Annotated in this window: 19 protein-coding genes; 6 read left to right on the plus strand and 13 right to left on the minus strand. The window is 70.5% G+C overall.

Going from position 1 to position 22613, the window contains the following annotated elements:
* Positions 1-103 precede the first annotated feature (103 nt).
* A complete protein-coding gene (locus ABZ833_RS38035; RefSeq protein ID WP_361057044.1) occupies positions 104-1051 on the minus strand; it encodes a LysR family transcriptional regulator in 948 nt (315 codons plus the stop codon).
* A 70-nt stretch (positions 1052-1121) separates the two neighbouring features.
* Between ABZ833_RS38035 and ABZ833_RS38040 the strand changes: the two genes are divergently transcribed.
* A complete protein-coding gene (locus ABZ833_RS38040; RefSeq protein WP_361057047.1) occupies positions 1122-2252 on the plus strand; it encodes a TDT family transporter in 1131 nt (376 codons plus the stop codon).
* On the opposite strand, the gene ABZ833_RS38045 is transcribed toward ABZ833_RS38040, so the two are convergent.
* The 5 genes from ABZ833_RS38045 to ABZ833_RS38065 form a co-directional block, all read right to left on the minus strand.
* Complete coding sequence (locus ABZ833_RS38045) at positions 2221-2943, minus strand: helical backbone metal receptor (RefSeq protein WP_361057050.1); 723 nt, start codon at positions 2941-2943, stop codon at positions 2221-2223. The genes ABZ833_RS38040 and ABZ833_RS38045 overlap by 32 nt on opposite strands.
* Before the next feature lie 12 nt (positions 2944-2955).
* The gene (locus ABZ833_RS38050; protein WP_249591010.1) at positions 2956-3528 is read right to left on the minus strand and encodes an XRE family transcriptional regulator; all 573 of its coding nucleotides are present in this window, start codon (positions 3526-3528) and stop codon (positions 2956-2958) included.
* A 105-nt stretch (positions 3529-3633) separates the two neighbouring features.
* Positions 3634-4662 carry a hypothetical protein gene (locus ABZ833_RS38055; RefSeq protein WP_361057053.1) on the minus strand — a complete coding sequence of 343 codons (1029 nt, stop codon included), beginning with the start codon at positions 4660-4662 and terminating at the stop codon, positions 3634-3636.
* A gap of 149 nt (positions 4663-4811) precedes the next feature.
* On the minus strand, positions 4812-7433 hold the full coding sequence (locus tag ABZ833_RS38060) for an ABC transporter permease/substrate binding protein (protein ID WP_361057056.1): 2622 nt from the start codon (positions 7431-7433) through the stop codon (positions 4812-4814).
* A complete protein-coding gene (locus ABZ833_RS38065) occupies positions 7426-8586 on the minus strand; it encodes a glycine betaine/L-proline ABC transporter ATP-binding protein (RefSeq protein WP_361057059.1) in 1161 nt (386 codons plus the stop codon). The genes ABZ833_RS38060 and ABZ833_RS38065 overlap by 8 nt, the downstream gene beginning before the upstream one ends.
* Positions 8587-8907: 321 nt before the next feature.
* On the opposite strand from ABZ833_RS38065, the gene ABZ833_RS38070 reads away from it, so the two are divergent.
* The 4 genes from ABZ833_RS38070 to ABZ833_RS38085 all read left to right on the plus strand — a co-directional run bounded on the left by ABZ833_RS38070 (position 8908) and on the right by ABZ833_RS38085 (position 12554).
* Positions 8908-9813, plus strand: coding sequence for a 5'-3' exonuclease (locus tag ABZ833_RS38070; protein WP_361057157.1), 906 nt, complete (start codon positions 8908-8910; stop codon positions 9811-9813).
* 52 nt (positions 9814-9865) lie between these two features.
* The gene (locus ABZ833_RS38075) at positions 9866-10714 is read left to right on the plus strand and encodes a siderophore-interacting protein (RefSeq protein WP_361057062.1); all 849 of its coding nucleotides are present in this window, start codon (positions 9866-9868) and stop codon (positions 10712-10714) included.
* 165 nt (positions 10715-10879) lie between these two features.
* Positions 10880-11473 carry a GNAT family N-acetyltransferase gene (locus ABZ833_RS38080; protein ID WP_361057065.1) on the plus strand — a complete coding sequence of 198 codons (594 nt, stop codon included), beginning with the start codon at positions 10880-10882 and terminating at the stop codon, positions 11471-11473.
* Positions 11474-11651: 178 nt separating this feature from the next.
* Positions 11652-12554, plus strand: coding sequence for an RluA family pseudouridine synthase (locus ABZ833_RS38085; RefSeq protein ID WP_361057160.1), 903 nt, complete (start codon positions 11652-11654; stop codon positions 12552-12554).
* Here ABZ833_RS38085 and ABZ833_RS38090 read toward each other — a convergent pair.
* The 5 genes from ABZ833_RS38090 to ABZ833_RS38110 form a co-directional block, all read right to left on the minus strand.
* On the minus strand, positions 12548-14014 hold the full coding sequence (locus ABZ833_RS38090) for a cytochrome P450 (protein WP_361057163.1): 1467 nt from the start codon (positions 14012-14014) through the stop codon (positions 12548-12550). The genes ABZ833_RS38085 and ABZ833_RS38090 overlap by 7 nt on opposite strands.
* An 85-nt stretch (positions 14015-14099) precedes the next feature.
* Positions 14100-14714: an ATP/GTP-binding protein gene (locus ABZ833_RS38095; protein ID WP_249591004.1), complete on the minus strand. Its 615-nt coding sequence runs from the start codon at positions 14712-14714 to the stop codon at positions 14100-14102.
* Positions 14695-15084, minus strand: coding sequence for a DUF742 domain-containing protein (locus ABZ833_RS38100; RefSeq protein WP_361057069.1), 390 nt, complete (start codon positions 15082-15084; stop codon positions 14695-14697). Before ABZ833_RS38100 ends, ABZ833_RS38095 begins: the two co-directional genes overlap by 20 nt.
* A complete protein-coding gene (locus ABZ833_RS38105) occupies positions 15081-15488 on the minus strand; it encodes a roadblock/LC7 domain-containing protein (protein ID WP_249591002.1) in 408 nt (135 codons plus the stop codon). Before ABZ833_RS38105 ends, ABZ833_RS38100 begins: the two co-directional genes overlap by 4 nt.
* Positions 15485-17128, minus strand: coding sequence for an ATP-binding protein (locus ABZ833_RS38110; RefSeq protein WP_361057073.1), 1644 nt, complete (start codon positions 17126-17128; stop codon positions 15485-15487). Before ABZ833_RS38110 ends, ABZ833_RS38105 begins: the two co-directional genes overlap by 4 nt.
* 535 nt (positions 17129-17663) lie before the next feature.
* On the opposite strand from ABZ833_RS38110, the gene ABZ833_RS38115 reads away from it, so the two are divergent.
* The gene (locus ABZ833_RS38115; RefSeq protein WP_361057076.1) at positions 17664-18776 is read left to right on the plus strand and encodes an LLM class flavin-dependent oxidoreductase; all 1113 of its coding nucleotides are present in this window, start codon (positions 17664-17666) and stop codon (positions 18774-18776) included.
* 60 nt (positions 18777-18836) lie between these two features.
* On the opposite strand, the gene ABZ833_RS38120 is transcribed toward ABZ833_RS38115, so the two are convergent.
* Positions 18837-21647 (minus strand): DEAD/DEAH box helicase, encoded by a 2811-nt coding sequence (locus ABZ833_RS38120; RefSeq protein WP_361057079.1) that lies wholly within the window; start codon positions 21645-21647, stop codon positions 18837-18839.
* 52 nt (positions 21648-21699) lie between these two features.
* Positions 21700-22608: a diacylglycerol kinase gene (locus ABZ833_RS38125; protein ID WP_361057082.1), complete on the minus strand. Its 909-nt coding sequence runs from the start codon at positions 22606-22608 to the stop codon at positions 21700-21702.
* Positions 22609-22613 lie beyond the last annotated feature (5 nt).

The following is a 22613-nucleotide window of genomic DNA, read 5'->3' on the forward strand; positions in this document are numbered from 1 at the left end:
AGGGGGAGGTACACCTCCCCCTGCCGTGCCACCGCACCCCGGGCATCCCCTCCGGCAGGACCGCTCCCGCCCACCGCCCGACACCCCGGGGGACCAAAGCCCCCTACCCCGCCCCCGCCCGAGTCAGCGACAGCAGATCCCGCGCCGGCCCGGTGGGGCGGTGCCCCGTCGGCCACACGGCCCGCAGGGCCCTGCGCAACCGGACCCCTTCCAGGGGAATGTTCACCAGGCGCCGGGCCGACAACTCCTCCCCCACCGCGAGCTCGCTCAGGACCGCGGGCCCCGCCCCGTTCACCGCCGACGCCTTCACCGCGGTGGTGGACGACAGCTCGATCAGCGGGCGGGCCAGACCGCCGAGGGCCGCGTCGAGAACCTGCCGCGTCCCCGAACCCTCCTCCCGGAGAATCAGCGGCGTGGCCGCCAACTCCTCCGCCGCCAGCGGCTTTCGGCGCCGCGCCCACGGGTGACCGGGCGCCGTGACGACGATCAGGCTGTCGTGGGCGATGACCGCCGAGTCCAGGCCGTTCGGCACCGCGAGCCCTTCGACGAAGCCGAGGTCCGCGTCGCCCGCGATGAGCCGCTCCGCGACCGCGGTCGAATTGCCGGCCGTCAACGACACCGCCGTGTCCGGCCGCTGTGTCCGCAGCGCGATCAGCCAGCCCGGCAGCAGATACTCGGCGATCGTCATGCTCGCCGCGACCCGCAGCCGCGAGTCCCGCCGGTCCCGCAGCGCCTGCGCGCCCGCGTCGAACGCCTCCGCCGCCTCCACGATCCGCCGCGCCCAGTCCGTGACGAGCGCCCCCGCGTCGGTGAGCTGTGAGCCGCGCGGCGACCGGTCGACGAGCGCGACCCCGAGCTGCCGCTCCATCGACCGGATGCGGCTGCTCGCGGCGGGCTGCGTGATGCCCAGCTCCTTCGCGGCCCGCCCCAGGCTGCCGAGCCGTGCCACGGCGAGCAGCAGTTCGAGCGCCCCGAGGTCCGGCACGCGATGCGCGAGCGGTGCCCCCGGCGTCGTGTCGGACGCGGCGGCGGAACCAGAAGACGTACCCATAAGCCCAGGTTATGCCCTCATACGTAGGTGCCTCCTGGTGGGGGGCCCGCCGAACGGCGACCGTGGAGTCATGGTCACCGTCGCCCACCCGCAGGCACCCTCACGCACCGGCATCCCCCGTCTCCCCCGCATCACCCTCGCCACCCGTCACCTCGGCCCGAACTGGTACGCCACCGTCATGGGCACGGCGATCATCGGCGGCGCGGGCGCGACCCTGCCGGTCCACGTCCCCGGCCTGCGGACCGCCTGCACGGCGGTCTGGGCGCTCTCCCTGCTGATGCTGGCGGCGCTCGTCACCGCCCGGACCCTGCACTGGATCCACCACCGCGACCAGGCCCGCGCCCACCTCCTGGACCCGGCCGTCGCCCCCTTCTACGGCTGTCTGTCCATGGCCCTGCTCGCAGTGGGCGGCGGCGCCCTCCTCGTGGGCGAGGACTGGATCGGGACGAGCGCGGCGGTCGCGCTGGACGCCGTGCTCTTCGTCTCCGGCACGGCCATCGGCCTCGCGGCGGCCGTCGCGATCCCGTACCTGATGGTGGTCAAGCACCGCATGGAGCCGGGCCAGGCATCGCCGGTCTGGCTGCTGCCCCTGGTGGCGCCCATGGTGTCCGCCGCCCTCGGCCCCCTCCTCGTGCCCCACCTCCCTGCGGGACAGGCCCAGGAGACACTCCTCTTCGCCTGCTTCGCGATGTTCGGCCTGAGCCTGCTCGCCACCCTGGTGATGCTGCCGATGATCTTCGCCCGCCTGCTGACCGGCGGCCCTTTCCCCCTCGCCCTCACACCGACGCTCTTCCTCGTCCTCGGCCCCCTGGGCCAGTCGACGACAGCGGTGAACAAGTTCGCCGACACCGCGGCGACAGGCGTCGTCCCCGCCCCCTACGACCAGGGCTTCGCCGTCTTCGCCGTGCTCTACGGCGTCCCGGTGATGGGCTTCGCCCTGCTGTGGCTCGCGCTCGCGGGCGCGATGGTGCTGCGGGCCCGCCGCAAGGGCATGGGATTCGCGATGACCTGGTGGGCGTTCACATTCCCCGTCGGCACGTGCGTCACGGGCGCCGAGGGCCTGGGCAAGCACACGGGCCTCGCGGTCTACGACTGGCTGGCACTCGCCCTGTACGCCCTCCTGGTGGCGGCCTGGGCGGTGGCGCTCACGCAGACACTGCGCGGGGTTCTCAACGGAAAGCTGCTCGCAGCGCCTCGCTGAGAACGGCCGGCGCCTCGGCCAGTGACGGGCCGTACCACGTGAGGTGGCGGCCGCTGACGAGGGCCGACAGGGCCGTGAACTCCTCGGGGCCGTCCTCACGGGTGAAGCGGTAGGGCTCGTCGGGCAGGACCACCACGTCGGGGGCGACCGCCCGCAGTTCCTCGACCGGGACGCGCGGATAGCGCTCGGCGTGCGTCGCGTACGCGTTGTCGACGCCCAGGCGCCGCAGCAGATCCCCCGCGAACGTGTCGCGGCCCAGGACCATCCACGGGCGCCGCCAGATGGGAATCACCGCCTTCAACCGGGCTTCGGGCGCGGGCAGTTGGCTCCATGCCGACTCGGCGTCGTCCAGCCACCCGGGGCGCCCCGCCCCGCAGGCGGCGAGCACCCGGGCCAGTTCGCGGAAGGCCTCCGGCAGGTCCCGTACCTCCGTCACGAGCACCTCGATCCCCGCCGCCCGCAGCGCCGCGAGGTCGGGCGCGCGGTTCTCCTCCTCGTTGGCGATCACCAGGTCCGGGGCGAGGCCGATGATCCGGCGCACGTCAGGGTTCTTGGTGCCGCCGACGCGGACGACGTCCAGGTCCTCCGGATGGCTGCACCACTCCGTGGCCCCCACCAGCGCTCCCGGCGCGCCGGCCGCGACCGCCTCGGTCAGCGAGGGCACCAGCGAGACCACCCGTACTCCGGTCACCGTGAGATCCCCTCAGCGCCGCGAGCCGTCCAGGGCCTCGATGTGATCGCCGACGGCCACGACGAGCACCTGGCTGTCCGGCACGGTCGCCCGCCACCGGTGGCGCACCCCACCCGTCAGATACAGGCTGTCGCCACGCCCGAGGCGGTAGGCCCTGCCCTCCGCCTCGACCTCGACGGCGCCGCCCACCACGTACATCAACTCGTCGTTGCGGTGCTGGAACTCGCGGCCCTCGTCGTGGTCGCCGGTGAACTCGACGGCGTGCAGCTGGTGGTGACCGCGCACCAGATTGCGCACCCGGGCGTCCGGGGCGGAATTCTCGACGTCCCCTTCGTCGGACCGCATCAGGTCGACCGTGCACGCGGGGTCCGCGGCGGCCAGCAGTTCGACGTCGGTCGTCAGGAGGGCGTCGGCGACACGCTGCAGGGAACGCCTGCTGGGCCGCGCCCGCTCGTTCTCGACCTGGCTCAGGAAGGGCACCGAGAGACCGCTGCGCTCGGCCACCACGGCGAGGGTGAGCTCCAGCTGCCGGCGGCGGCGCCGCACGGCCGAGCCCACCCGGAGGGTTTCCTTCTGCTCGTCCATCGCCTCGGCTCCCTTCTGCGCGTCGGTCCACTCTCAACCCTGTTGGGTTTTCTGCACCCTACGCATGTTCGCCAAACGGTTTTGCCCCGTTGCGAGGACCGCCACCTACAGCTTGCGCCAGTAGACCAGCTGACCGGCCTCCCCGGGAGCCGCTCCCTCCCCCGGTATGAACAGGCTGACCAGCAGAGCAGGCCTGCCTTGCGGATCGGTAAGGAGGGTCGCCGACGGATTGGCGAAGGCGCGGCTTCCGCCGTGCGTGGAGATGGTCAGGCGGTCGGCCCGGCCGCTCGCCGGGTCGTACGCGTAGGTCTGCCAGCTCGCGAAGTCGCCCTTGCGCCGCTGCCCCTCGACGAAGAGCATCCGCTGTCCGTCGAGCTCGACGGGCGCCCGGTCCCCGAGGTTCCCGCCGTTGCCCCAGGCCTGCAGCGCCCGGTCGAGCCGCCGGTCGGGCGCGGCGTGCCAGTCCCGGAACCCGGTGAGGGTGGCGCGCAGCTGGCGGTCGGTGTCGCAATCCGCGCGGTAGTGGCCGGTGAGCTCGATCGTGTCCCCGCGTACGGCGGTGATGCCGGGGGTGCCCTCGGCGCACCGCGAGAGGGTGCGCGGTGCGTCGTAGGCCCGCGCCGCACGGCCCTGGAGCAGCGCGGCCTCATCGGCGTACCCGCGCACGGCGATGTGGTTCCTCGGGTCCTTCTCGTACGCGAGGACGTATCCGCCGCGCCCGTCGTCGGCGAGCGAGGCCTGGTGGGTGCCGGGACCGAAGTCGTGGCGGCGGTGCCAGTGCCGCAGATCGGTGGAGGTGGCGACGGCGGCATGGAAGCGCCCGTCGTCCAGAAGGGTGTGGTAGACGGCCAGATATGTGCCGTCGGGGGCCTGCGCGATCTGCGCGGCGTCCATGGTGCGGCCGGTGTGGTCCCGCGCGTCGTAGCGGTGTCCTTCGGCCGCGGTCACGTCCTCGGCGAGGGCGGCGAGCCGCGCGGTGCCCGCGGAGGCGGGTGCGGGGCTCGCGTTGGCCAGGTGCGCCAGGAGCAGGGCGGCGACGAGGGCCAGGGCCACGGTGAGGACGAGGCGGGGCGTCTTGCGGACGTTCGCGGGGGGCAGGGCGGGCGCAGGGGATGCGGAGGGCGCAGGGGGCACGGAGGGGCACTTACGTTCGAGCGGCGGGGAGGCTGCCCAGCCTAGGGAGCGGGGGTGCCCCCGGGAACGCCCCGAGGGGTGGGCTTCGCCACAAGGACGATGCCCACCCCTCGGGGGTGATTCAGCACTTCAGCCGTGCAGAGGAAGAGCTAGGACTGCGGAGTCATCTTCTGCTCGAATCCCGGGTTCTTCTTCAGCCAGGAGTCGACGGCCTTGGGCTCATTGCCCTTGCCCGCCTTGTTGATCTCGTTCTCCAGGCTTGCCAGTTCCTTCTCGCTCATCTTGAAGTTCTTGAGCCACTTCGTGAGCTGCGGGTACTGCTTCGGGAACTCCTTGCTGGAGATCGTCCGAATCGTGTCGCCCTTGCCGAAGCCGACCTTGGGGTCCTTCAGCTTGGTGAGCTTGTACTCGTTGTACGCCCAGTGCGGCGACCAGAGCAGGACCGCGACCGGCTCCTTCTTGGCGTACGCCGACTTCAGCTCGGAGAGCATCGCGGGCGTCGAGCCGGAGACGATCTTGTACTCCTTGTCCAGGCCGTAGCCGGGGAGCACCTTGTCCTTGAGCGCCGTCATCACGCCCGTGCCGGGCTCGATGCCGATGATCTTGCCCTTGAACTTGTCGCCCTTGCCCTTGAGGTCCTCGAGCGACTTCACGTCCTTGACGTAGGACGGGACGGCGATCTCCAGCGACGTCGGGCTGTACCAGGAGCCCAGGTCCTTGAGGTTCGCCTTGTTCTTGTCCCAGTACTGCTTCTGGGCCGTGGGCAGCCACGCGTCGAGATCCAGGTCGAGGTCGCCCTGCGCGAGAGCGGTGTAGACCGGGCCGACGTCGGACGGCGTCAGCTTCATCTTGTAGCCGCGACGCTCCAGGACACGCTTCCAGAGGTTGGTGACGGCGATGTTCTCGTCCCACGCGAAGTACGCGGCGTTCAGCGGACGCTTCGCCTCGGCGGGGGTGGAGTTCTTCGGCAGCGGGGCCAGCTTGTCGACGACGCCCGGGTTCTTCTTGAGCCAGGCCTTGACGGCTTCCTGCTGCTTGCCCTTGCCCGCCTTGTTGATCTCCGCCTCAAGACTCGTGAGCTGCTTCTCGCTCATCTTGAAGTCCTTGAGCCACTTGGCGACCTGCGGGTTCTCCTCGGAGAAGCCCTTGCGCGCCAGCGTGTGCACGCCGTCGCCCTTGCCCCAGGAGCCCTTCGGGTCCTTGAGCTTCTTCAGGTCGAAGTCGCTGTAGGCCCAGTGCGGCGACCAGAGCGTCGTGACGATCGGTTCCTTCTTGGCGTACGCGCGCTTCAGCTCGGCCAGCATCGCGGGCGTGGAGCCGTCGACGACCTTGTACTCACCCTCAAGGCCGTACTCCTTGAGCACCTTGTCCTTGAGCAGGCCCATCATTCCGGCGCTCGGCTCGATGCCGACGATCTTGCCCTTGAACTTGCCGCTCTTGCCCTTGAGGTCCTCGAGCGAGTCGACGCCCTTCACGTACGAGGGCACGGAGAGCTCGAGCGAGGTCGGGCCGAACCACGAGCCCAGGTCCTCGAGCTTGTCGCCGTACTTCTTCCAGTACGCGGCGTGCGTCGTCGGCAGCCAGGAGTCGGTCTGGAAGTCGATGCTGCCCTGCGAGAGCGAGGTGTAGAGCGGGCCCGCCTCGAGCTGCTTGGTCTGCGGCTTGAAGCCGCGCTGCTCCAGGACTTCCTTCCAGAGGAAGGTGGAGGCCACGCCCTCGTCCCAGGGGATGTAGCCGATGTTGATTTCCTTGCCCTGGCCGACGTTCTTCCCGTCGGTGGCTGAGTTCTCGGCGTTCTCGGACTTCGAACCGCCGAAGGCGCCCATGCCGCCCGCGACGAGCGCGAGCACGACCACGCCGACGACCGCGACAGCGGCCTGCGGGCGGTAGTTCCAGATGTTCAGGCCCTGTGCGGCACGCAGCTTCGCGACGGCGCGGCGGCCGAGCGGGGAGACCTGGGTGCCCAGCGAGCTGGTCATCCGGTCCAGGTAGATCGCCAGGATGACGATGGCGACGCCCGCCTCGGAGCCGAGGCCGACGTTCAGCTGGCCGATGGCCTCGTTGACGTCGGCGCCCAGGCCCTCGGTGCCGACCATGCCCGCGATGGCGGCCATGGACAGGCCCAGCATGATGACCTGGTTGACACCGGCCATGATCGTGGGAAGCGCGAGGGGCAGCTGGACGCGCAGCAGGATGTTGCGCGGCGTGGTGCCGAACGCGTCAGCGGCCTCGACCAGTTCCTTGTCGACCTGGCGGATGCCCAGCTCCGTCATGCGGACGCCGGGGGCCAGGGCGAAGATCAGGGTGGCGACGATGCCCGCGGGGGCGCCCATCCCGAAGAAGAGGATGGCGGGGATGAGGTAGATCATCGCCGGCAGCGTCTGCATGAAGTCGAGCACCGGGCGGACGATGCCGCTCACCGTGCTCGACCGCGCCGCCCAGATACCCACGGGCACGGAGATGACCAGCGCGATGATCGTCGAGACGAGCACCAGGGCCAGCGTCATCATCGCGTGGTCCCACAGTTCCAGCGAGACGATGAACGCGAAGCCCGCGAAGGTCAGCACACCGGCGACCACACCGCGCAGCCAGAACGCGATCACGGCGAAGATGCCCGCGAGTATCAGCGGCTCGGGCGCCTGGAGCACGTCGGCTATGCCGTCGTAGGCGCCCTGGAAGACGGTCTTGAAGAAGTCGAACAGCCAGGCCATGTGGCTGAGCAGCCAGTCGACGCTGTCGTTGACCCACTCGCCGAAGGGAATCCTAGGCACCGCTGACCACCTTGCCCACAGCCTGTCCGCCGTTGTCCTGCGTCTTGTCGAGCGGGACGGCGGTGTCCTGCGGCTCGTTCTCGGGGGCCATCGGCTCACCGAGCACCGCGAGCAGTCGCGCCCTCGGCACCACGCCGATGAGCGCGCCCTCGTCGTCGGTCACGGCGACGGCCACACCACTGGTGGAGCACGGCGTGAACAGGTCGATGATCGGGGTCTCGGCCTTGACCGTGGCAGGGGCCGCGGACAGCACGTCCTGTGCCGTCTTCAGCTCCTTGCCCTCGTCCGTCTTCGTACCGAACACGGTCTCGGGCTCGGCCATGATCGCGCCCGCCGTGAGGACACGGGAGCGGTCGACGTCCTGCGTGAACGCGGCGACGTAGTCGTTGGCCGGGGTGACGAGGATGTCCTCGGCGGTGCCGATCTGGACGATCTCGCCGTCACGCATGACGGCGATCTGGTCGCCCAGGCGCATGGCCTCGTTCAGGTCGTGGGTGATGAAGACGATGGTCTTCTTCAGCCGCTTCTGGAGCTCGAGGAGCTGGTCCTGCATGTCGCGGCGGATCAGCGGGTCGAGCGCGCTGAACGACTCGTCCATGAGGAGCAGGTCCGCGTCGGTCGCGAGCGCGCGGGCCAGGCCCACGCGCTGCTGCATACCGCCGGAGAGCTCGTCGGGCCAGGACTTCTCCCAGCCCTTGAGCCCGGCGAGTTCGAGCGCCACCGTGGCGCGCTCCTCGCGCTCGGCGCGCGGCACACCCTGCACCTCGAGGCCGTAGCCGGCGTTCTCGAGGACGCTGCGGTGCGGGAAGAGCGCGAAGTGCTGGAAGACCATGCTGATCTTCTTGGAACGCACCTCGCGCAGCTCACGGGCGCTCAGACCGGTCAGGTCCTGGCCCTCGAAGAGCACCTGTCCGGCCGTCGGTTCCGACAGACCGTTGAGCATGCGCAGCAACGTGGACTTGCCGGATCCGGAGAGACCCATGACGACGAAGATCTGGCCCGGCTCGACCGTGAAGGAAGCATCGATCACCGCGGCAGTGGTGCCCTCGGCGCGCAGCTCCTCTCGGTCGGTTCCGTGGCGGAGTTTCTCCACCGCGTCAGCGGGTCGTCTGCCAAATACCTTGTACAGGTGTTCGGCTTGCAGCCTGGACACATACACCTCTCGGGTTGAACCAAGACGGCCCGCCTCCCCCGCCGGCGGGCCGTGGAGCGACGCGGGTTCTGCCCGCTATTTACCCGGCGAAATAGTTGAATCCTCGACCGGAGGCGCTCCGGCTCGGCGCCTGCCCTCACTTACACAGATCAAACGCAAGAGTGTTCCAGTTCACATTCCGTTCACTTCTGCCGACCGGAACATGGCGTGATCCGGCCCCTGCCCAGCGGGGCGGAAACCACGCCTTGACGGGGCCGCAGACGGTGCGCTGTCAGTGCCGTGCGGCATGATGCGAAGGTGACTCAGCGAACGCGACGGCTCATGCTGCTCGACACGGCGTCCCTGTACTACCGGGCCTATTTCGGGGTCCCCGATTCCGTGAAGGCCCCGGACGGCACACCGGTCAACGCGGTGCGCGGCCTGCTCGACTTCATCGCCCGGCTCGTCCAGGACCACCGCCCGGACGACCTGGTCGCCTGCATGGACGCGGACTGGCGCCCGCACTGGCGCGTCGAGCTGATCCCTTCGTACAAGGCGCATCGCGTCGCCGAGGAGATCGCGGAGGGCCCGGACGCCGAGGAGACCCCGGACACGCTCTCGCCGCAGGTCCCGATCATCGAGGACGTCCTGGACGCGCTCGGCATCGCCCGCGTGGGCGTGGCGTCGTACGAGGCGGACGACGTGATCGGCACGTACGCCGGCCGCGCCACAGGCCCCGTCGACATCGTCACCGGCGACCGCGACCTCTATCAGCTGGTCGACGACGAGCGCGGCATCCGCGTCCTCTACCCCCTCAAGGGCGTCGGCTCCCTCCAGCTCACGGACGAGGCCTGGCTCCGCGAGAAGTACGGAGTGGACGGCTCCGGCTATGTCGACCTGGCCCTGCTGCGCGGCGACCCGAGCGACGGCCTGCCCGGCGTACCCGGCATTGGCGAGAAGACAGCGGCCAAGCTCCTCGACGCGTACGGAAATCTGGCCGGAATCATGGCCGCCGTGGACGACCCGAAGAGCAAGTTGACGCCTTCTCAGCGCAAGCGGCTCGACGAGTCCCGCCCGTATGTGGCCGTCGCGCCGACGGTGGTCCGCGTCGCGGGCGACGTACCGCTGCCCGACGTGGACCTCGCACTGCCCGGCGAACCCCGCGACCCCGCGGCCCTGGACGAGCTGGCGGCGCGGTGGAACCTCGGTGGAGCGCTCAAGCGGTTGCTCACGACTCTCGAAGGATGAGGTGTTAGCTTAGGTAAGCCTAAGCAACATTTGATCAGGGGAGGCCGCCGCCATGGCAGAACGTCCGGCACGCAAGGCACCGAAGGCCCACGTCGCGCAGGTGGTGCGCACCGAGCGCCTCACCCCGCACATGCAGCGCGTCGTCCTGGGCGGCGAGGGCCTCGCCGAGTTCACGGTGGGCGACTCCACCGATCACTACGTGAAACTGCTCTTCGGCGCCGAGGGCGTGACGTATCCGGAGCCCTTCGACATTCAGCGGATCCGCGAGGAGTTCCCCCGCGACCAGTGGCCCGTGACGCGTACGTACACGGTGCGCTCCTGGGACCCGCAGACCCGCGAGCTCGCCGTGGACTTCGTCATCCACGGCGACGAGGGCCTCGCGGGCCCGTGGGCCAAGCGCGTCGAGCCGGGCGCCACGGTCCACTTCCTCGGCCCGGGCGGCGGGTACGCCCCGGACGCCGACGCCGACTGGCATCTGCTCGCCGGTGACGAGAGCGCGCTGCCCGCGATCGCCGCCGCCCTGGAGGCACTGCCCGAGGGCGCCAAGGCTTATGCCTTCGTCGAGGTCGCCGACGCGGACGAGGAGCAGAAGATCAGCACGGCCGCGGAGATCGAGTGGCTGCACCGCGGGCAGCGCCCCGTGGGCCAGGCGCTCGTCGAGGCCGTACGCTCCCTCGACTTCCCGGCGGGCGACGTGCAGGCGTTCGTGCACGGCGAGGCCGGTTTCGTGAAGGAGCTGCGCCGCTATCTCCGCGTGGAGCGCGAGGTGCCGCGCGAGCGCCTCTCGATCTCCGGCTACTGGCGCCTCGGCCACAACGAGGACGGCTGGCAGGCCTCCAAGCGCGACTGGAACGCCCAGGTGGAGGCGGAGCAGGAGACGTCGCCCTCGGCTGCACAGTGACGGGGTGGCCCCGCTGAGCCTGGACGGCCGCCCTGGCGCGGGGCGGCCCCCAGCCACCCGCCGGTGGGGGCTGGTCGCGCAGCTTCCCGCGCTCCTTGCAGGGCACGTCTGACGGGGCCTCGAAAACCCGTTTCCTCCGAGGTCGGCCGCTGTCACCATGCCCCCATGCCCTACAAGATCCCTGACGTCGTCCCGGCGGGCGCCCTCGCCCACCAGAAGCAGCCGGCCATCCCCGTCCCCGGCGGGCTCGTCATCCGCCCCTGGTCGCCCGACGACGCGCCCGCCGTGTACGAGGCGTTCCAGGACCCGGTGCTCCAGCGCTGGCACGCCCGCGTGGCCGACTCCGCCGACGAGACCCGTGGCTGGATCGACGGCTGGCGCAAGGCCTGGCCCGAGGAGCGGGACGCGCACTGGGCCGTCGCCGACGCCACCACGGACGCGGTGGTGGGGCGGATCTCGCTGCGCCTCATCGTCCTCGCCGACGGGCAGGCCGAGGTCGCCTACTGGACCATGCCGTCGGCCCGCGGCCGTGGCATCGCCCCGCGCGCCCTCACGGCGCTGAGCGACTGGGCCTTCGACGAAGTGGGCCTGCACCGCCTCGAACTCACCCACGCCACGGCCAACGAGGCCTCCTGCCGCGTCGCGCTCAAGACCGGCTTCACGCCGGAGGGCACCAAGCGCAGTGCGGTGCTGCACGCGGACGGCTGGCACGACATGCATCTGCACGCCCGGGTCCGGGGAGACGGACCGGCGGGCTGACCGGCTGACCGGTTGACGGGCTGACCGGCTGACGACGCGGCGGGTTGATGGAGCGACGGGGGTCTGACCTGGGGAACACGGCGGGCCGCCGCCGCCAGGCCCCGTACTCTTGCCCGTTGTGACCCGCAAGCCCCGCATCCCGCCCTCTCCCTTGCCCCAGCGGCGCGGCGTCGACCCCATGCGGGTCAAGCTGCCGGCCGACGGAGCGTGGGCGACCGTGCGGGACCATCTCGTCGAGCGGCTCAAGGCCGGGCCCGGAGTGATCGACGGGATGCTGCGGGACGGTCTCGTCGTCGGCGTCGACGGGCTTCCCGTGGCGCCGGACGCTCCCTATGTGCCCGGCGCCTTCGTGTGGTTCCACCGGGATCTGCCGGACGAGGTCCCGGTGCCGTACGACATCGACGTGGTGTACCGCGACGAGCACATCGTCGTCGCCGACAAGCCCCACTTCCTGGCGACCACGCCCCGCGGCAGCCACGTCACCGAGACGGCGCTCGCCCGCCTCCGCAGAGACCTCGGCATCCCCGCGCTCGGCGCCGCGCACCGCCTGGACCGGCTCACCGCGGGGCTGATCCTCTTCACCGTGCGGCCCGAGGAACGCGGCGCGTACCAGATGCTGTTCGGCGAGCGGCGGGTGCGCAAGGAGTACGAGGCGGTGGCCGCCCACGATCCCGGGGTCGAGCTGCCCCGCACCGTGCGCAGCCACATCGTCAAGGAGCGCGGCATCATCGCCGCGTACGAAGTCCCCGGCGCTGAGCCCAACAGCGAGAGCCGCATCGAACTCGCGGCGCGCAGCGGCACGTTGGCGCGCTACCGGCTCACCCCGCACACCGGCCGCACCCACCAGCTGCGCGTGCACATGAACGCCCTGGGCCTGCCGATCCTCGGCGATCCGGTCTACCCGCTCGTGCAGGGGCCCGTGCCGCCGGACGACTTCCGGCGGCCCCTTCAACTCCTGTCGCGCGTACTGGAGTTCACGGACCCCGTCACGGGCGCCGACCACCGCTTCGTCAGCGCCCGCGAGTTGGGCGCCTGGACGTCGTACGACAGCTGGGCGGGCCCGTCAGCGGGCGATCAGTAACCCCGCCACCAGGTCACCAGCCTGCGCCACACTCCCTGCCGCGGCACGGACGCGGCCACCGGCACGGCGTCCGGCACAGGCGGCGGAGCGGGCTGCGCCGCCGGCTGGGGCGCCGGCGTCGCGGGATACGCGGGCCGCTGCGCGGGGGACGACACCGACCAGTCGTTGCGCGCACCCGGCACCCGCGCCATGGGCCGTGCCATCACGTCCTGCGGAGGCCGCGGCGCGAACTGCACGGGGAGCTCCACCAGATGCCGGGAGAGGATCGACGAGTTCCACCGCAACTCGTGCTCCTCGACGGAGAGTTCCACGTCCGGGAAGCGCATGAGCAGCGCGTCCACACCCGTGTCGGCGATGGCGCGCCCGATGTCCTGCCCCGGACACTCGTGCGGTCCGCCGCTGAACGCCAGATGGGAGCGGTTGCCCTGCATGCTGGCGGCCAGATCCGGGCGCACGACGGGATCCACGTTGCCCGGCGCGATGCCGAGGATCAGACCGTCGCCCGCCTTGATCTGCTGGCCGCCGAGCTGCGTGTCCTGCTTGGCGAAATAGCCGATCATGGCGCTGAACGGCGGCTCGTCCCACAGGGACTGCTCGACCGCCTCCGGGACCGTCATCTGGCCGCCGCTGAGCTGGGCGCGGAAGCGCGGGTCGGTGAGGACCATGCGCAGGGCGTTGGCGATGAGGTTGGCCGTCGCTTCGTAGGCGGCGATGAGCACGAGCCGCAGGTGCGCGGCGACCTCGTCGTCGGTGAGCTGCGCGGGCTGGGCGATGAGGTTGCTGGTGAAGTCCTCCTCCGCCTTCGCCCGGCGCCGCGCCACCAGGCGCATCAGCGCGTCCATGATGTACGCGTTGCTGGCGATGGCGGTCTCGGTGCCCCGGATCATGTCGCGGGCGGCCTGCACCATCCGCTCGTTGTACTCCTCGGGCATGCCGATGACATGGCACATCACCATCATCGGCAGATGCTCGGCGAACTGGCTCACGACGTCCGCGCGCCCGTCCTGGCAGATGTCGTTGAGCAGGAGGTTGCTGTAGCGGTTGATGTAGCGGCGGATGCCGCGGTGGTCGAGAAGCGCCATGGCACCGGTGACCGCGCCGCGCAGCCGCTGGTGCTCGTCGCCCTCGACCATGCTGGCCATCGGCTGGAAGGTGACGACGGGGGCCAGCGGGTTGTCGGGGCCCATGGAGCCGTCGATGATGGCCCGCCACTGGCGCGGGTCGCGGGTGTACTGCGAGGGGGTGCGGACCATGTGGAGGTTCTCGCTGTGGCCGAGGACCGCCCAGATGGGTACGTCGTTGTGCAGCAGGGCCGGGGCCACCGCGCCGTGTTCGGCGCGCAGCTTCTCGTAGACACCCGCGAGGTCGGTGTCCGCCTCGGGGCCGTACAGCCGGCGCAGGCCGCCGGGGCCCAGGCCGTGCGCGGGGCAGCCGGGCGGTGGCATGGCCGGGTCGTCCATGCCGGGGTGGGAGTGGGAAGGGGTCGTCACGTTCGTCGCTCCGGGGTCGCGGAAGGGATTCCGGGGTTGCCGATGAGATGAGGTGTCAGACGCGGGCCACGGTCAGGGAGTGCAGATACCGCATGAGAGTCAGCAGGGTGTCCCGGCTCGATGCGCGCTGCCGGGCGTCGCACTTCACTATCGGGACCACCTCGTCCAGGTCGAGGGCACGGCGCAGCGCATCGACCGGGTGACGGGGTGCGTCGGGGAAGTCGTTGACGGCGACGACGAAGGGCACGCCGCGCTCCTCCAGACGGCCGATCACGTCGAAGCTGACCTCGAGACGGCGGGTGTCGACGAGCACGACCGCGCCGAGCGCGCCTTCGAAGAGGCCGTTCCACAGGAACCAGAAGCGCTCCTGGCCGGGGGTGCCGAACAGATAGAGCACCAGCTCTTCGGAGATGCTGATCCGGCCGAAGTCCATCGCGACGGTGGTGGCCGTCTTGGTGTCGGAGCCGTAGTTGTCGTCGACACCGATGCCCGCCTGGGTCATGGTCTCTTCGGTGGTCAGCGGACGGATCTCGCTGACCGAGCCGACCATCGTCGTCTTGCCGACCCCGAACCCGCCCACGATCACGACCTTCACGGCGGCCGTGGCCGTGTGCGGCAGGACGTCCTCGCTGCTGGGCCCGGTGATCGTGTCAGAGCTTTTGAAGTCCATGCATCACCGCTTCGAGAAGGGAACGATCGGGGAGCGTGGAGCGGACGATCGGCGCCCGCGCCTGTACCAGGTCGGCCCCGAGCATCTTCGTCAGCAGGACAGTCACCACGCTGAACGGCAGCGCGAGATACGCGGAGAGCTCGGCGACGGACAGCGGCGTCGTACACAGCCGCAGGACGACGGAGTGCTCCGGCTGGGCCATGGGATCCGCCTCGCCGTGCGCGACGATCAGCGTGACGAGGTCGAGTGGCGCCCTCTCCGTGTCCTCGCCGGTCAGGATGTAGAGCCGCTCGGGATTCTCCGGGCTGCGCCGCTGCCGTTGGGGAGGGTCGTCCCGGTGGGAGGGGTTCTCGCCTTGCGGAGGATTCATACGGCCTGCCCATCTCGCCGGGGCGGGCTCGTCAGATGGGCGCCGATCCTGACGACCAGGTCCCGCATGCGGTTGCCGATGAGGCCCGCGTCGACGGTCTCGTCGGCGAGCACGGCGAGGTAGGCGCCGGCCCCCGCGGCCATCAGATAGAAGTAGCCGCCGTCCACTTCAATGATCACCATGCGCATCCCGCCGTCGCTGTGCGGGATCTCGGTGGCCACCGCAGCGGCCAGGGACTGAAGTCCCGCGCAGGCGGCGGCGATCCGGTCGGCGGCGTCGGGGTCGCCGCCGTAGCGCGCGATGCGCAGGCCGTCCGCGGAGAGCACCACGATCTGCCGCGTCTGCGGCACCCCGTCGGCGAGCTCCTTGAGCATCCAGTCGAAATTGGCCCGTTGCTGGATCACTTCCAGCCCCCCTCGTCGGCGTTGTCGGCACTGCCAGCACTGTCTGGGGTGCCGTGGTCGTTCTCGCTGTGGCCCTTGGGGAACAACGGGTCGTCGGCTGCGGATTCGTCGCCGTTGACGCCCTTCATGAACGCCTCGATCCAGAGGCCGGGCTCCTTCTCCTCCTTCTTCACCGGTTCGGGTGCCACCGGTGCGCCCTTCGGGGCGTACTGGGCGCGCTGCGCGGCGTACTTCTCGTCCGCGGCCTCCTGGGCGAGCCGCTCGGCGAGCGGGGTGCGGACCCGGCTGCGGCGCTGCGGCAGCCCGTTCGACGTCCACTCGGTGACCTCGGGGATGTCGTCCTCCATGGCCGCGGTGAGCGACTTGGAGATCGGCGGCCCGGCCGTCATCACGCGGGGCTTCTTGCGCCGGATGCCCTGGGCCTCCTCGATGGGCCTGCCCTCGGAGTTCACCCGCGGCACGGCGGACGCGCCGATGCCGTGCGCGAGGCCGGGTGCGGGTCCTGTGGTGATCATCTCGCGCGGGACGATGAGGACCGCGCGGACGCCGCCGTACGCGGACTGCCGCAGCGAGACCTGCAGGTTGTACATCTGCGAGAGCCGGCCCACGACGGCCATGCCGAGGCGGGGGCTCTCACCGAGGTCGTTCAGGTCGATGCCGGCCTGGGCCTGGGCGAGCATGCGCTCGGCCCGTGCCCGCGCCTCCTCGCTGAGGCTGACGCCGCCGTCCTCGATCTCGACGGCGATGCCGGTCTGCACCTCGACGGCGGTGACGTGCACGCGGGTCTGCGGCGGCGAGTAGCGCGTGGCGTTGTCGAGCAGCTCGGCGCAGGCGTGGATGAGCGGCTCCACGGACGTGCCGCGGATGGCGACCTTGGCGATCGAGTGCAGGTCGACGCGCTGGTACTCCAGGATCCGGGACATGGCGCCGCGCAACACGCTGAACAGCGGTACGGGCTTGGGCCATTGGCGTCCCGGACGGGCGCCGCCGAGCACGGTGATCGAGTCGGCGAGGCGGCCGATCAGGGCCGTGCCGTGGTCGATGCGGAGCAGGTCGTCGAAGACCTCGGGGTTGCGGCCGTGGAACTCCTCCATCTCGCGCAGTTCCGCGGCCTGCTGGTGGACGATGGACTGGACGCGCCGGGCGATGTTGACGAAGGCGCGCTGCGAGGACTCGCGCATCGCCTCTCCGGTGTCCAGGGTGTCCAGGACGTGCCGGAGCATCTGCCGCTGCGACTGCGGGAGTTCGGCGAAGGACTCGTCGCCGTCGACGAGGTTGCGGATCACTTCCGATGGCGCTTCGCCCTGCCGGAGCCGGAAGACGGCCTCGGGGATGATTTCGCTGCCCAGGCGGACTGTCTCGTCGTCATGGGACGCGATGCGCCGCTCGAGGAAAGCGATCCGCTGCGCGTACTGGGTGTGCAACTCCCGGATGGACCGGCCGCGTCGCACCGCTTCGGCGCCGACCGCGACGACCACGAGGGTCGCGATCGCGCCGCACCAGCCCACCGCGATGCGGGCGGGTTCCGTCACCGCAGCGACGGCGGCTCCGGTCGCCGCGGCCATCAGCATGGCGGGCAGCAACAGCACACGTGCGTAAGGGACTTCTCGGCCACCGGGAGGCGATTGAACACTCACCATGTATGCCCTCTGAACAGTTGTCTTGGGGGAGGAATGGGGGTTGATGCCGTGAAATGGGGGGAGTTTACGGGGAGTTGAGAGCGGTAGACGTATGCGAACTATCGAAAGAACTGGGAACAAACGCGCGAATCTATCGCAACTCGTTTCAACTCGCCGCGCTCCGGGCGAGCTTAGTCCGCCGGAATCATCGCCGAGTCATATTCAGCAACCCCCTGAAACCGCCTTGCCGAGAGGCATACACTCGGCTCCATTTACACGCGTGGCGATCAATCGAACACGCGGAGTGATGGCGTCGAACAGGCGGGAACACAGCTCCGGACGACCCCCGTTCGGCTCCCCGCACACCCGGGAATGGGCACGGCACAGCCGTGGTTGACGCTCCACATGGAGGGCTGTTCCACTGGGCGCATGCGCCCTCAGCTGCGTCTGGTCACGCGCGATCACATCGACTTCGGTCGTGTGTGGTCCGCGTCGTGTTGCTTCTGACTGCTTCCAAGTCAGCGCACACCGACACCAGTTGAGATGAGACCCCGCCATGCCCGTCGAGTTTCTCGGCATCGCAGCGACCAACGAAGGCTCCGAAGTCACCGCGCGCTCGGGCGCGTCCTTCGACAAGGACTACACGCTCCGGCTCGCCCGGGCCCACGAGGACCACGGCTGGGACCGTGTCCTTTTCGCCTACGGTTCGGGATCCCCCGACCCCTCCCCCGCCGCCGCCTACATAGCGGCCCGCACCGACAAGCTCCAGATCCTGGTCGCGCACCGCCCGAACGTCTCGTACCCCACCTTCGCCGCCAAGACGTTCGCGACCCTGGACCACATCAGCGACGGCCGCCTCGCGGTGCACTTCATCACGGGCGGCAACGACCACGAGCAGCAGCGCGAGGGCGACTTCCACACCAAGGACGAGCGGTACGCGCGCACACGCGAGGCCATCCAGATCATCAAGAAGGCATGGACCTCGCACGAGCCCTTCGACCACGAGGGCGAGCACTACCGCTTCAACGACTTCGTCAGCGACACCTTCCCGGTCCAACAGCCGCATCCGCGCGTCTCGTTCGGCGGTTCGTCGCCTGCCGCGTACGCCGCCGGGGGCGCCGAGGCGGACATCTACTGCCTGTGGGGCGAGCCGCTGGCGCAGACCGCCGAGCAGATCGAGTCGGTGCGGACGGCCGCGAAGGCCGCCGGCCGCACGGACGTCCCCAGGATCCAGGTGGCCTTCCGCCCGATCATCGCGCCCACCGAGGAACTGGCCTGGGAGAAGGCGCACGCGACCCTGGCCCGCATCAAGGCCCGCAAGGCGGGCGCCCCGCTGTCCCGCCGCCACCCGCTGAAGAACCCCGAGAACTCGGGGTCCCGGCGCCTGCTCGCGGCGGCGGCCTCGGGCGAGCACCACGACCGCGCGCTCTGGACCCCGACGGCCGCGGAAACCGGCGGCGCGGGCAACTCGACGGCGCTGGTGGGCACTCCGGAGACGGTCGCCCAGGCCCTCCTCGACTACTACGACCTGGGCGTGGAGATCCTCTCCGCCCGGGGCTACGACCTCCTGGACGACGCGATCGACTTCGGGCGGCAGGTGATCCCGATCGTGCGGGAAGAGGTGGCGAAGCGGGACGCGGCGATCCTCGGCCCGTCCAACGCCGCCTGAGCATCTGACGAAGGGGCGGGCTCGGGGGATCAATCTCCCGAGCCCGCCCCCCTCTGGCCGTCAGCCGACCGAGCTGTACGCCACCACACCCCGCAGCAGCTGATCCACGGCCTTGCGGGCGTTCTTCCCCACGGTGGATCCCTCGCGGGGAGCAGCAGCGGAGATCTGCCCGAGGACATCGATCACCTGCTTGCACCACCGCACGAAGTCCCCCGCGGGCATATCGATCTCCCGCAGCACCTCGTCGAGGCCCTTGTCCGACGCCCACATGTACGCCGCCCAGGCGAATCCGAGATCCGGCTCCCGCTGCCCGACCCCTTCCGCCTGGTTGATCTTGAACTCTTCCTCCAGGGCATCGAGCCGCCCCCAGATCCGCACCATCTCGCCGAGCGAGGCCTTCACCTTCCCGGAGGGCAGCTTGGGGGCGAGCGCGTCGTCCGCCATCCGGGCCTCGAACACCAACGCCGAGACGCACGCGGCCAGTTCGGCCGGGCTGAGCCCTTCCCACACACCTTCCCGCAGGCATTCGCTGGCAAGGAGGTCCAGCTCTCCATAGAGCCGGGCGAGCCTCTTGCCGTGCTCGGTGACCTCGTCACCCCGGAGGTAGTCCATCTCGGTGAGCAGCGCGACGATCCGGTCGAAGGTCCGCGCGATGGTGTTCGTGCGCCCCTCGATCCGCCGCTCCAGCTGGACGGTGTCCCGGCGCAGGCGGTAGTAGCGCTCGGCCCACCGCGCGTGGTCCTCGCGCTCGTCGCACCCGTGGCAGGGGTGCGCCCGCAGCTCCGTACGGAGCCGGGCGATCTCCTGGTCGTCGGCTGCGGCGGCGCGCCCCTTGCGGTGCCGCTCGGGAACGATGTGCCCGGCCTTCGTGCGCAGCGCGGACGCCAGGTCCCTGCGCGACTGCGGCGAGCGCGCGTTGAACGACTTCGGGATGCGCATCCGCTCAAGAGCCTCGACCGGCACCGGGAAGTCCATCGAGGCGAGCCGCTTGACCTGCCGCTCGGCGGTGAGCACCAGGGGCCTGGGCCCGTCCTGGTGCTCGAAGCCGCGGTGGCCGTTGACCCGGCCCGCGGGAATCCCCGGATCCAGGACGAGGGCGAGCCCCGCGTACTTCCCGGTCGGCACGTGGATGACGTCGCCGGGCTTGAGCTTCTCCAGGGCGGCGGCCGCGGCCACCCTGCGCTGGTTGGCGCCCTGCTTGGCGAGCTCGGTCTCCCGGTCCTTCAGCTCGCGGCGCAAGCGTGCGTACTCGTCGAAGTCGCCCAAGTGGCAGGTCATCGAGGCCTTGTAGCCCTCGAGGCCCTCTTCGTTCTTCTGCACCTGGCGCGAGATCCCGACGACCGACTTGTCGGCCTGGAACTGCGCGAAGGACGTCTCCAGGAGCTCACGCGAGCGGTGCCGCCCGAACTGCTCGACCAGGTTCACCGCCATGTTGTACGAGGGCTTGAAGCTGGACCGCAGCGGGTACGTGCGCGTGCCGGCCAGTCCCGCGAGGTGCTCCGGGCTCATGGCGCGCTGCCACAGGACCACCGCATGGCCCTCGACGTCGATGCCCCGGCGCCCGGCACGGCCGGTCAGCTGGGTGTACTCGCCGGGGGTGATGTCCGCGTGCTGCTCGCCGTTCCACTTGACGAGCTTCTCCAACACCACGCTGCGCGCGGGCATGTTGATGCCGAGCGCGAGGGTCTCCGTGGCGAAGACGGCCCGCACGAGCCCCCGCACGAAGAGCTCCTCGACGACCTCCTTGAAGGTCGGCAGCATGCCCGCGTGGTGCGCGGCGATGCCGCGCTCCAGGCCTTCCAGCCATTCGTAGTAGCCAAGGACGTGCAGGTCCTCGTCCGGGATGGCGGCCGTGCGCTCCTCGACGATCTCGCGGACCTGGGCCCGCGCGTCCTCGTCGTTCAGCCTCAGGCCCGCGTGCAGGCACTGCTGCACGGCGGCCTCGCAGGCCGCGCGGCTGAAGATGAACGTGATCGCGGGAAGGAGACCTTCGGAGTCGAGCCGGTCGATGACCTCGGGCCTGCCCGGCGTCCAGATCCGCGACCGCTGCCTGCGCTCGCGCTCGCGGTCGGCCTCGCGGACCATCTTGCCCTTGCGGCGGTCACGCGGGTTGTACGAACGGCTGGCCTCCATCCGCGCCATGCGCGTGAGGTCGGGGTTGACGGCCTTTCGCTGGCCCTCCCCCTCCTCGAAGAGGTCGTACATCCGGCGCCCGGCGAGGACGTGCTGGAACAGCGGCACGGGCCGGTGCTCCGAGACGATCACCTGGGTGTCGCCGCGCACGGTGTCCAGCCAGTCGCCGAACTCCTCGGCGTTCGAGACGGTCGCCGACAAGGAGACCAGCGTCACCGACTCCTGGAGGTGGATGATCACCTCTTCCCAGACGGCGCCACGGAAGCGGTCGGAGAGGTAGTGCACCTCGTCCATCACCACATAGCCGAGGTTCAGGAGCGACTGCGATCCCGAATACAGCATGTTCCGCAGCACCTCGGTGGTCATCACGACCACGGGGGCATCGGAGTTGACGCTGTTGTCGCCGGTCAGCAGACCGACCTTGTCCGCGCCGTATCTCTTGGAGAGGTCGGCGTACTTCTGGTTGGAGAGCGCCTTGATCGGCGTCGTGTAGAAGCATTTCTTGCCCTGCTCCAGGGCCAGGTGCACGGCGAACTCGCCGACGATCGTCTTGCCCGAGCCCGTGGGGGCGGCCACGAGCACGCCCTTGCCCGCCTCGAGCGCCTGACAGGCCTCGATCTGGAAGGGGTCGAGGCCGAATTCGTACATCTCGCGGAAGGCAGCGAGTGCGGTGGCCTGCTCGACAGCGCGCTCGCGCGCCGCCGCATACCGCTCGGCCGGTGAGAGGTCCTCTGTCATCGTGCTTTCGAGACTACCGGCCACCACTGACAACGGACGATCATTATCTGCCTTACGGCACCTGCGGACCTTCGGGCACCGGGACCCGCACGGCCCCCGGCACGCACTCCGCCGTCAGGGGAAGCCCGCCGAGCTGCTCCCCGTCCGCGTACCCGGTGACGCCCGGGGCAGCGAGCTCCACCTTGGCGGCCCGGAACACGGTGACCTTGGGGTGGTCCAGGTGCGTGCCCTTGTAGACCCGCGGGAAGACCTTCAGGAGCGTCGTACGGCTGCAGTCGCCGACGACCGTGACGTCGAAGAGCCCGTCGCTCATGTCGGCCCGCGCGCAGATCTTCATGCCACCGCCGTACGACGATCCGTTGCCGACGGCGACGAGCGTCGCGTCGATCTCGTGGACCCGGTCGCCGTCCAGCGTGATCCGGTACGGGATGGGCCGGAAGGCGGCCAGCTCGGCGGCCATCGCGAGGTCGTACTTGAAGCGCCCGGTGGGCCAGCGCATCCGGTTGCCCCGGTCGTTGACCCGCGAGTCGAAGCCGGAGGCGAGCACGGTGCCGAACCACGTCTTGCCCACCCGCCCCAGGTCGACGTCCCGCGTGCGCCCCGCTTCGAGCGCCTCCGCGACGACCGTCCCCGCGGCGGCCGGATCGCGCACCGGAAGCCCGAGTGCACGCGCGAAGTCGTTGCCGGTGCCCACGGCGATCACCCCCAGGGGCGTCTGCGTCCGGGCGACGGCCTGCAGCGCGAGGCTGGCCATGCCGTCACCGCCGACGGCTATCAGCGCGCGCGTACCGGCATCGACGGCTTCGCGGGCCCGGCGCAGCGCGTCGGCGGAGTCCTCGCCGATGACCGTGCGCACGGAGAAACCTGCCGCCCGCAACGCCGAAGCGGCCGGCTGCGCCGCGTGGGCGCCCCGGCCGCGTCCCGCGGTGGGATTGACGAAGAGGGTGATCTCGCTGGTCACGGCGG

It is taken from the genome of Streptomyces sp. NPDC047525 (genome assembly GCF_040643025.1).
In the GTDB taxonomy this organism is placed as follows: Bacteria; Actinomycetota; Actinomycetes; order Streptomycetales; family Streptomycetaceae; genus Streptomyces; species Streptomyces durmitorensis.

Excerpts from the sequence above, each read along its gene's own strand:
- ABZ833_RS38035 (WP_361057044.1), bottom strand. The coding sequence starts at position 1,051 with ATGGGTACGTCTTCTGGTTCCGCCGCCGCGTCCGACACGACGCCGGGG.
- ABZ833_RS38040 (WP_361057047.1), top strand. The coding sequence starts at position 1,122 with ATGGTCACCGTCGCCCACCCGCAGGCACCCTCACGCACCGGCATCCCC.
- ABZ833_RS38050 (WP_249591010.1), bottom strand. The coding sequence starts at position 3,528 with ATGGACGAGCAGAAGGAAACCCTCCGGGTGGGCTCGGCCGTGCGGCGC.
- ABZ833_RS38070 (WP_361057157.1), top strand. The coding sequence starts at position 8,908 with ATGCTGCTCGACACGGCGTCCCTGTACTACCGGGCCTATTTCGGGGTC.
- ABZ833_RS38075 (WP_361057062.1), top strand. The coding sequence starts at position 9,866 with ATGGCAGAACGTCCGGCACGCAAGGCACCGAAGGCCCACGTCGCGCAG.
- ABZ833_RS38080 (WP_361057065.1), top strand. The coding sequence starts at position 10,880 with ATGCCCTACAAGATCCCTGACGTCGTCCCGGCGGGCGCCCTCGCCCAC.
- ABZ833_RS38085 (WP_361057160.1), top strand. The coding sequence starts at position 11,652 with ATGCGGGTCAAGCTGCCGGCCGACGGAGCGTGGGCGACCGTGCGGGAC.
- ABZ833_RS38090 (WP_361057163.1), bottom strand. The coding sequence starts at position 14,014 with ATGGACGACCCGGCCATGCCACCGCCCGGCTGCCCCGCGCACGGCCTG.
- ABZ833_RS38095 (WP_249591004.1), bottom strand. The coding sequence starts at position 14,714 with ATGGACTTCAAAAGCTCTGACACGATCACCGGGCCCAGCAGCGAGGAC.
- ABZ833_RS38100 (WP_361057069.1), bottom strand. The coding sequence starts at position 15,084 with ATGAATCCTCCGCAAGGCGAGAACCCCTCCCACCGGGACGACCCTCCC.
- ABZ833_RS38110 (WP_361057073.1), bottom strand. The coding sequence starts at position 17,128 with ATGGTGAGTGTTCAATCGCCTCCCGGTGGCCGAGAAGTCCCTTACGCA.
- ABZ833_RS38115 (WP_361057076.1), top strand. The coding sequence starts at position 17,664 with ATGCCCGTCGAGTTTCTCGGCATCGCAGCGACCAACGAAGGCTCCGAA.
- ABZ833_RS38120 (WP_361057079.1), bottom strand. The coding sequence starts at position 21,647 with ATGACAGAGGACCTCTCACCGGCCGAGCGGTATGCGGCGGCGCGCGAG.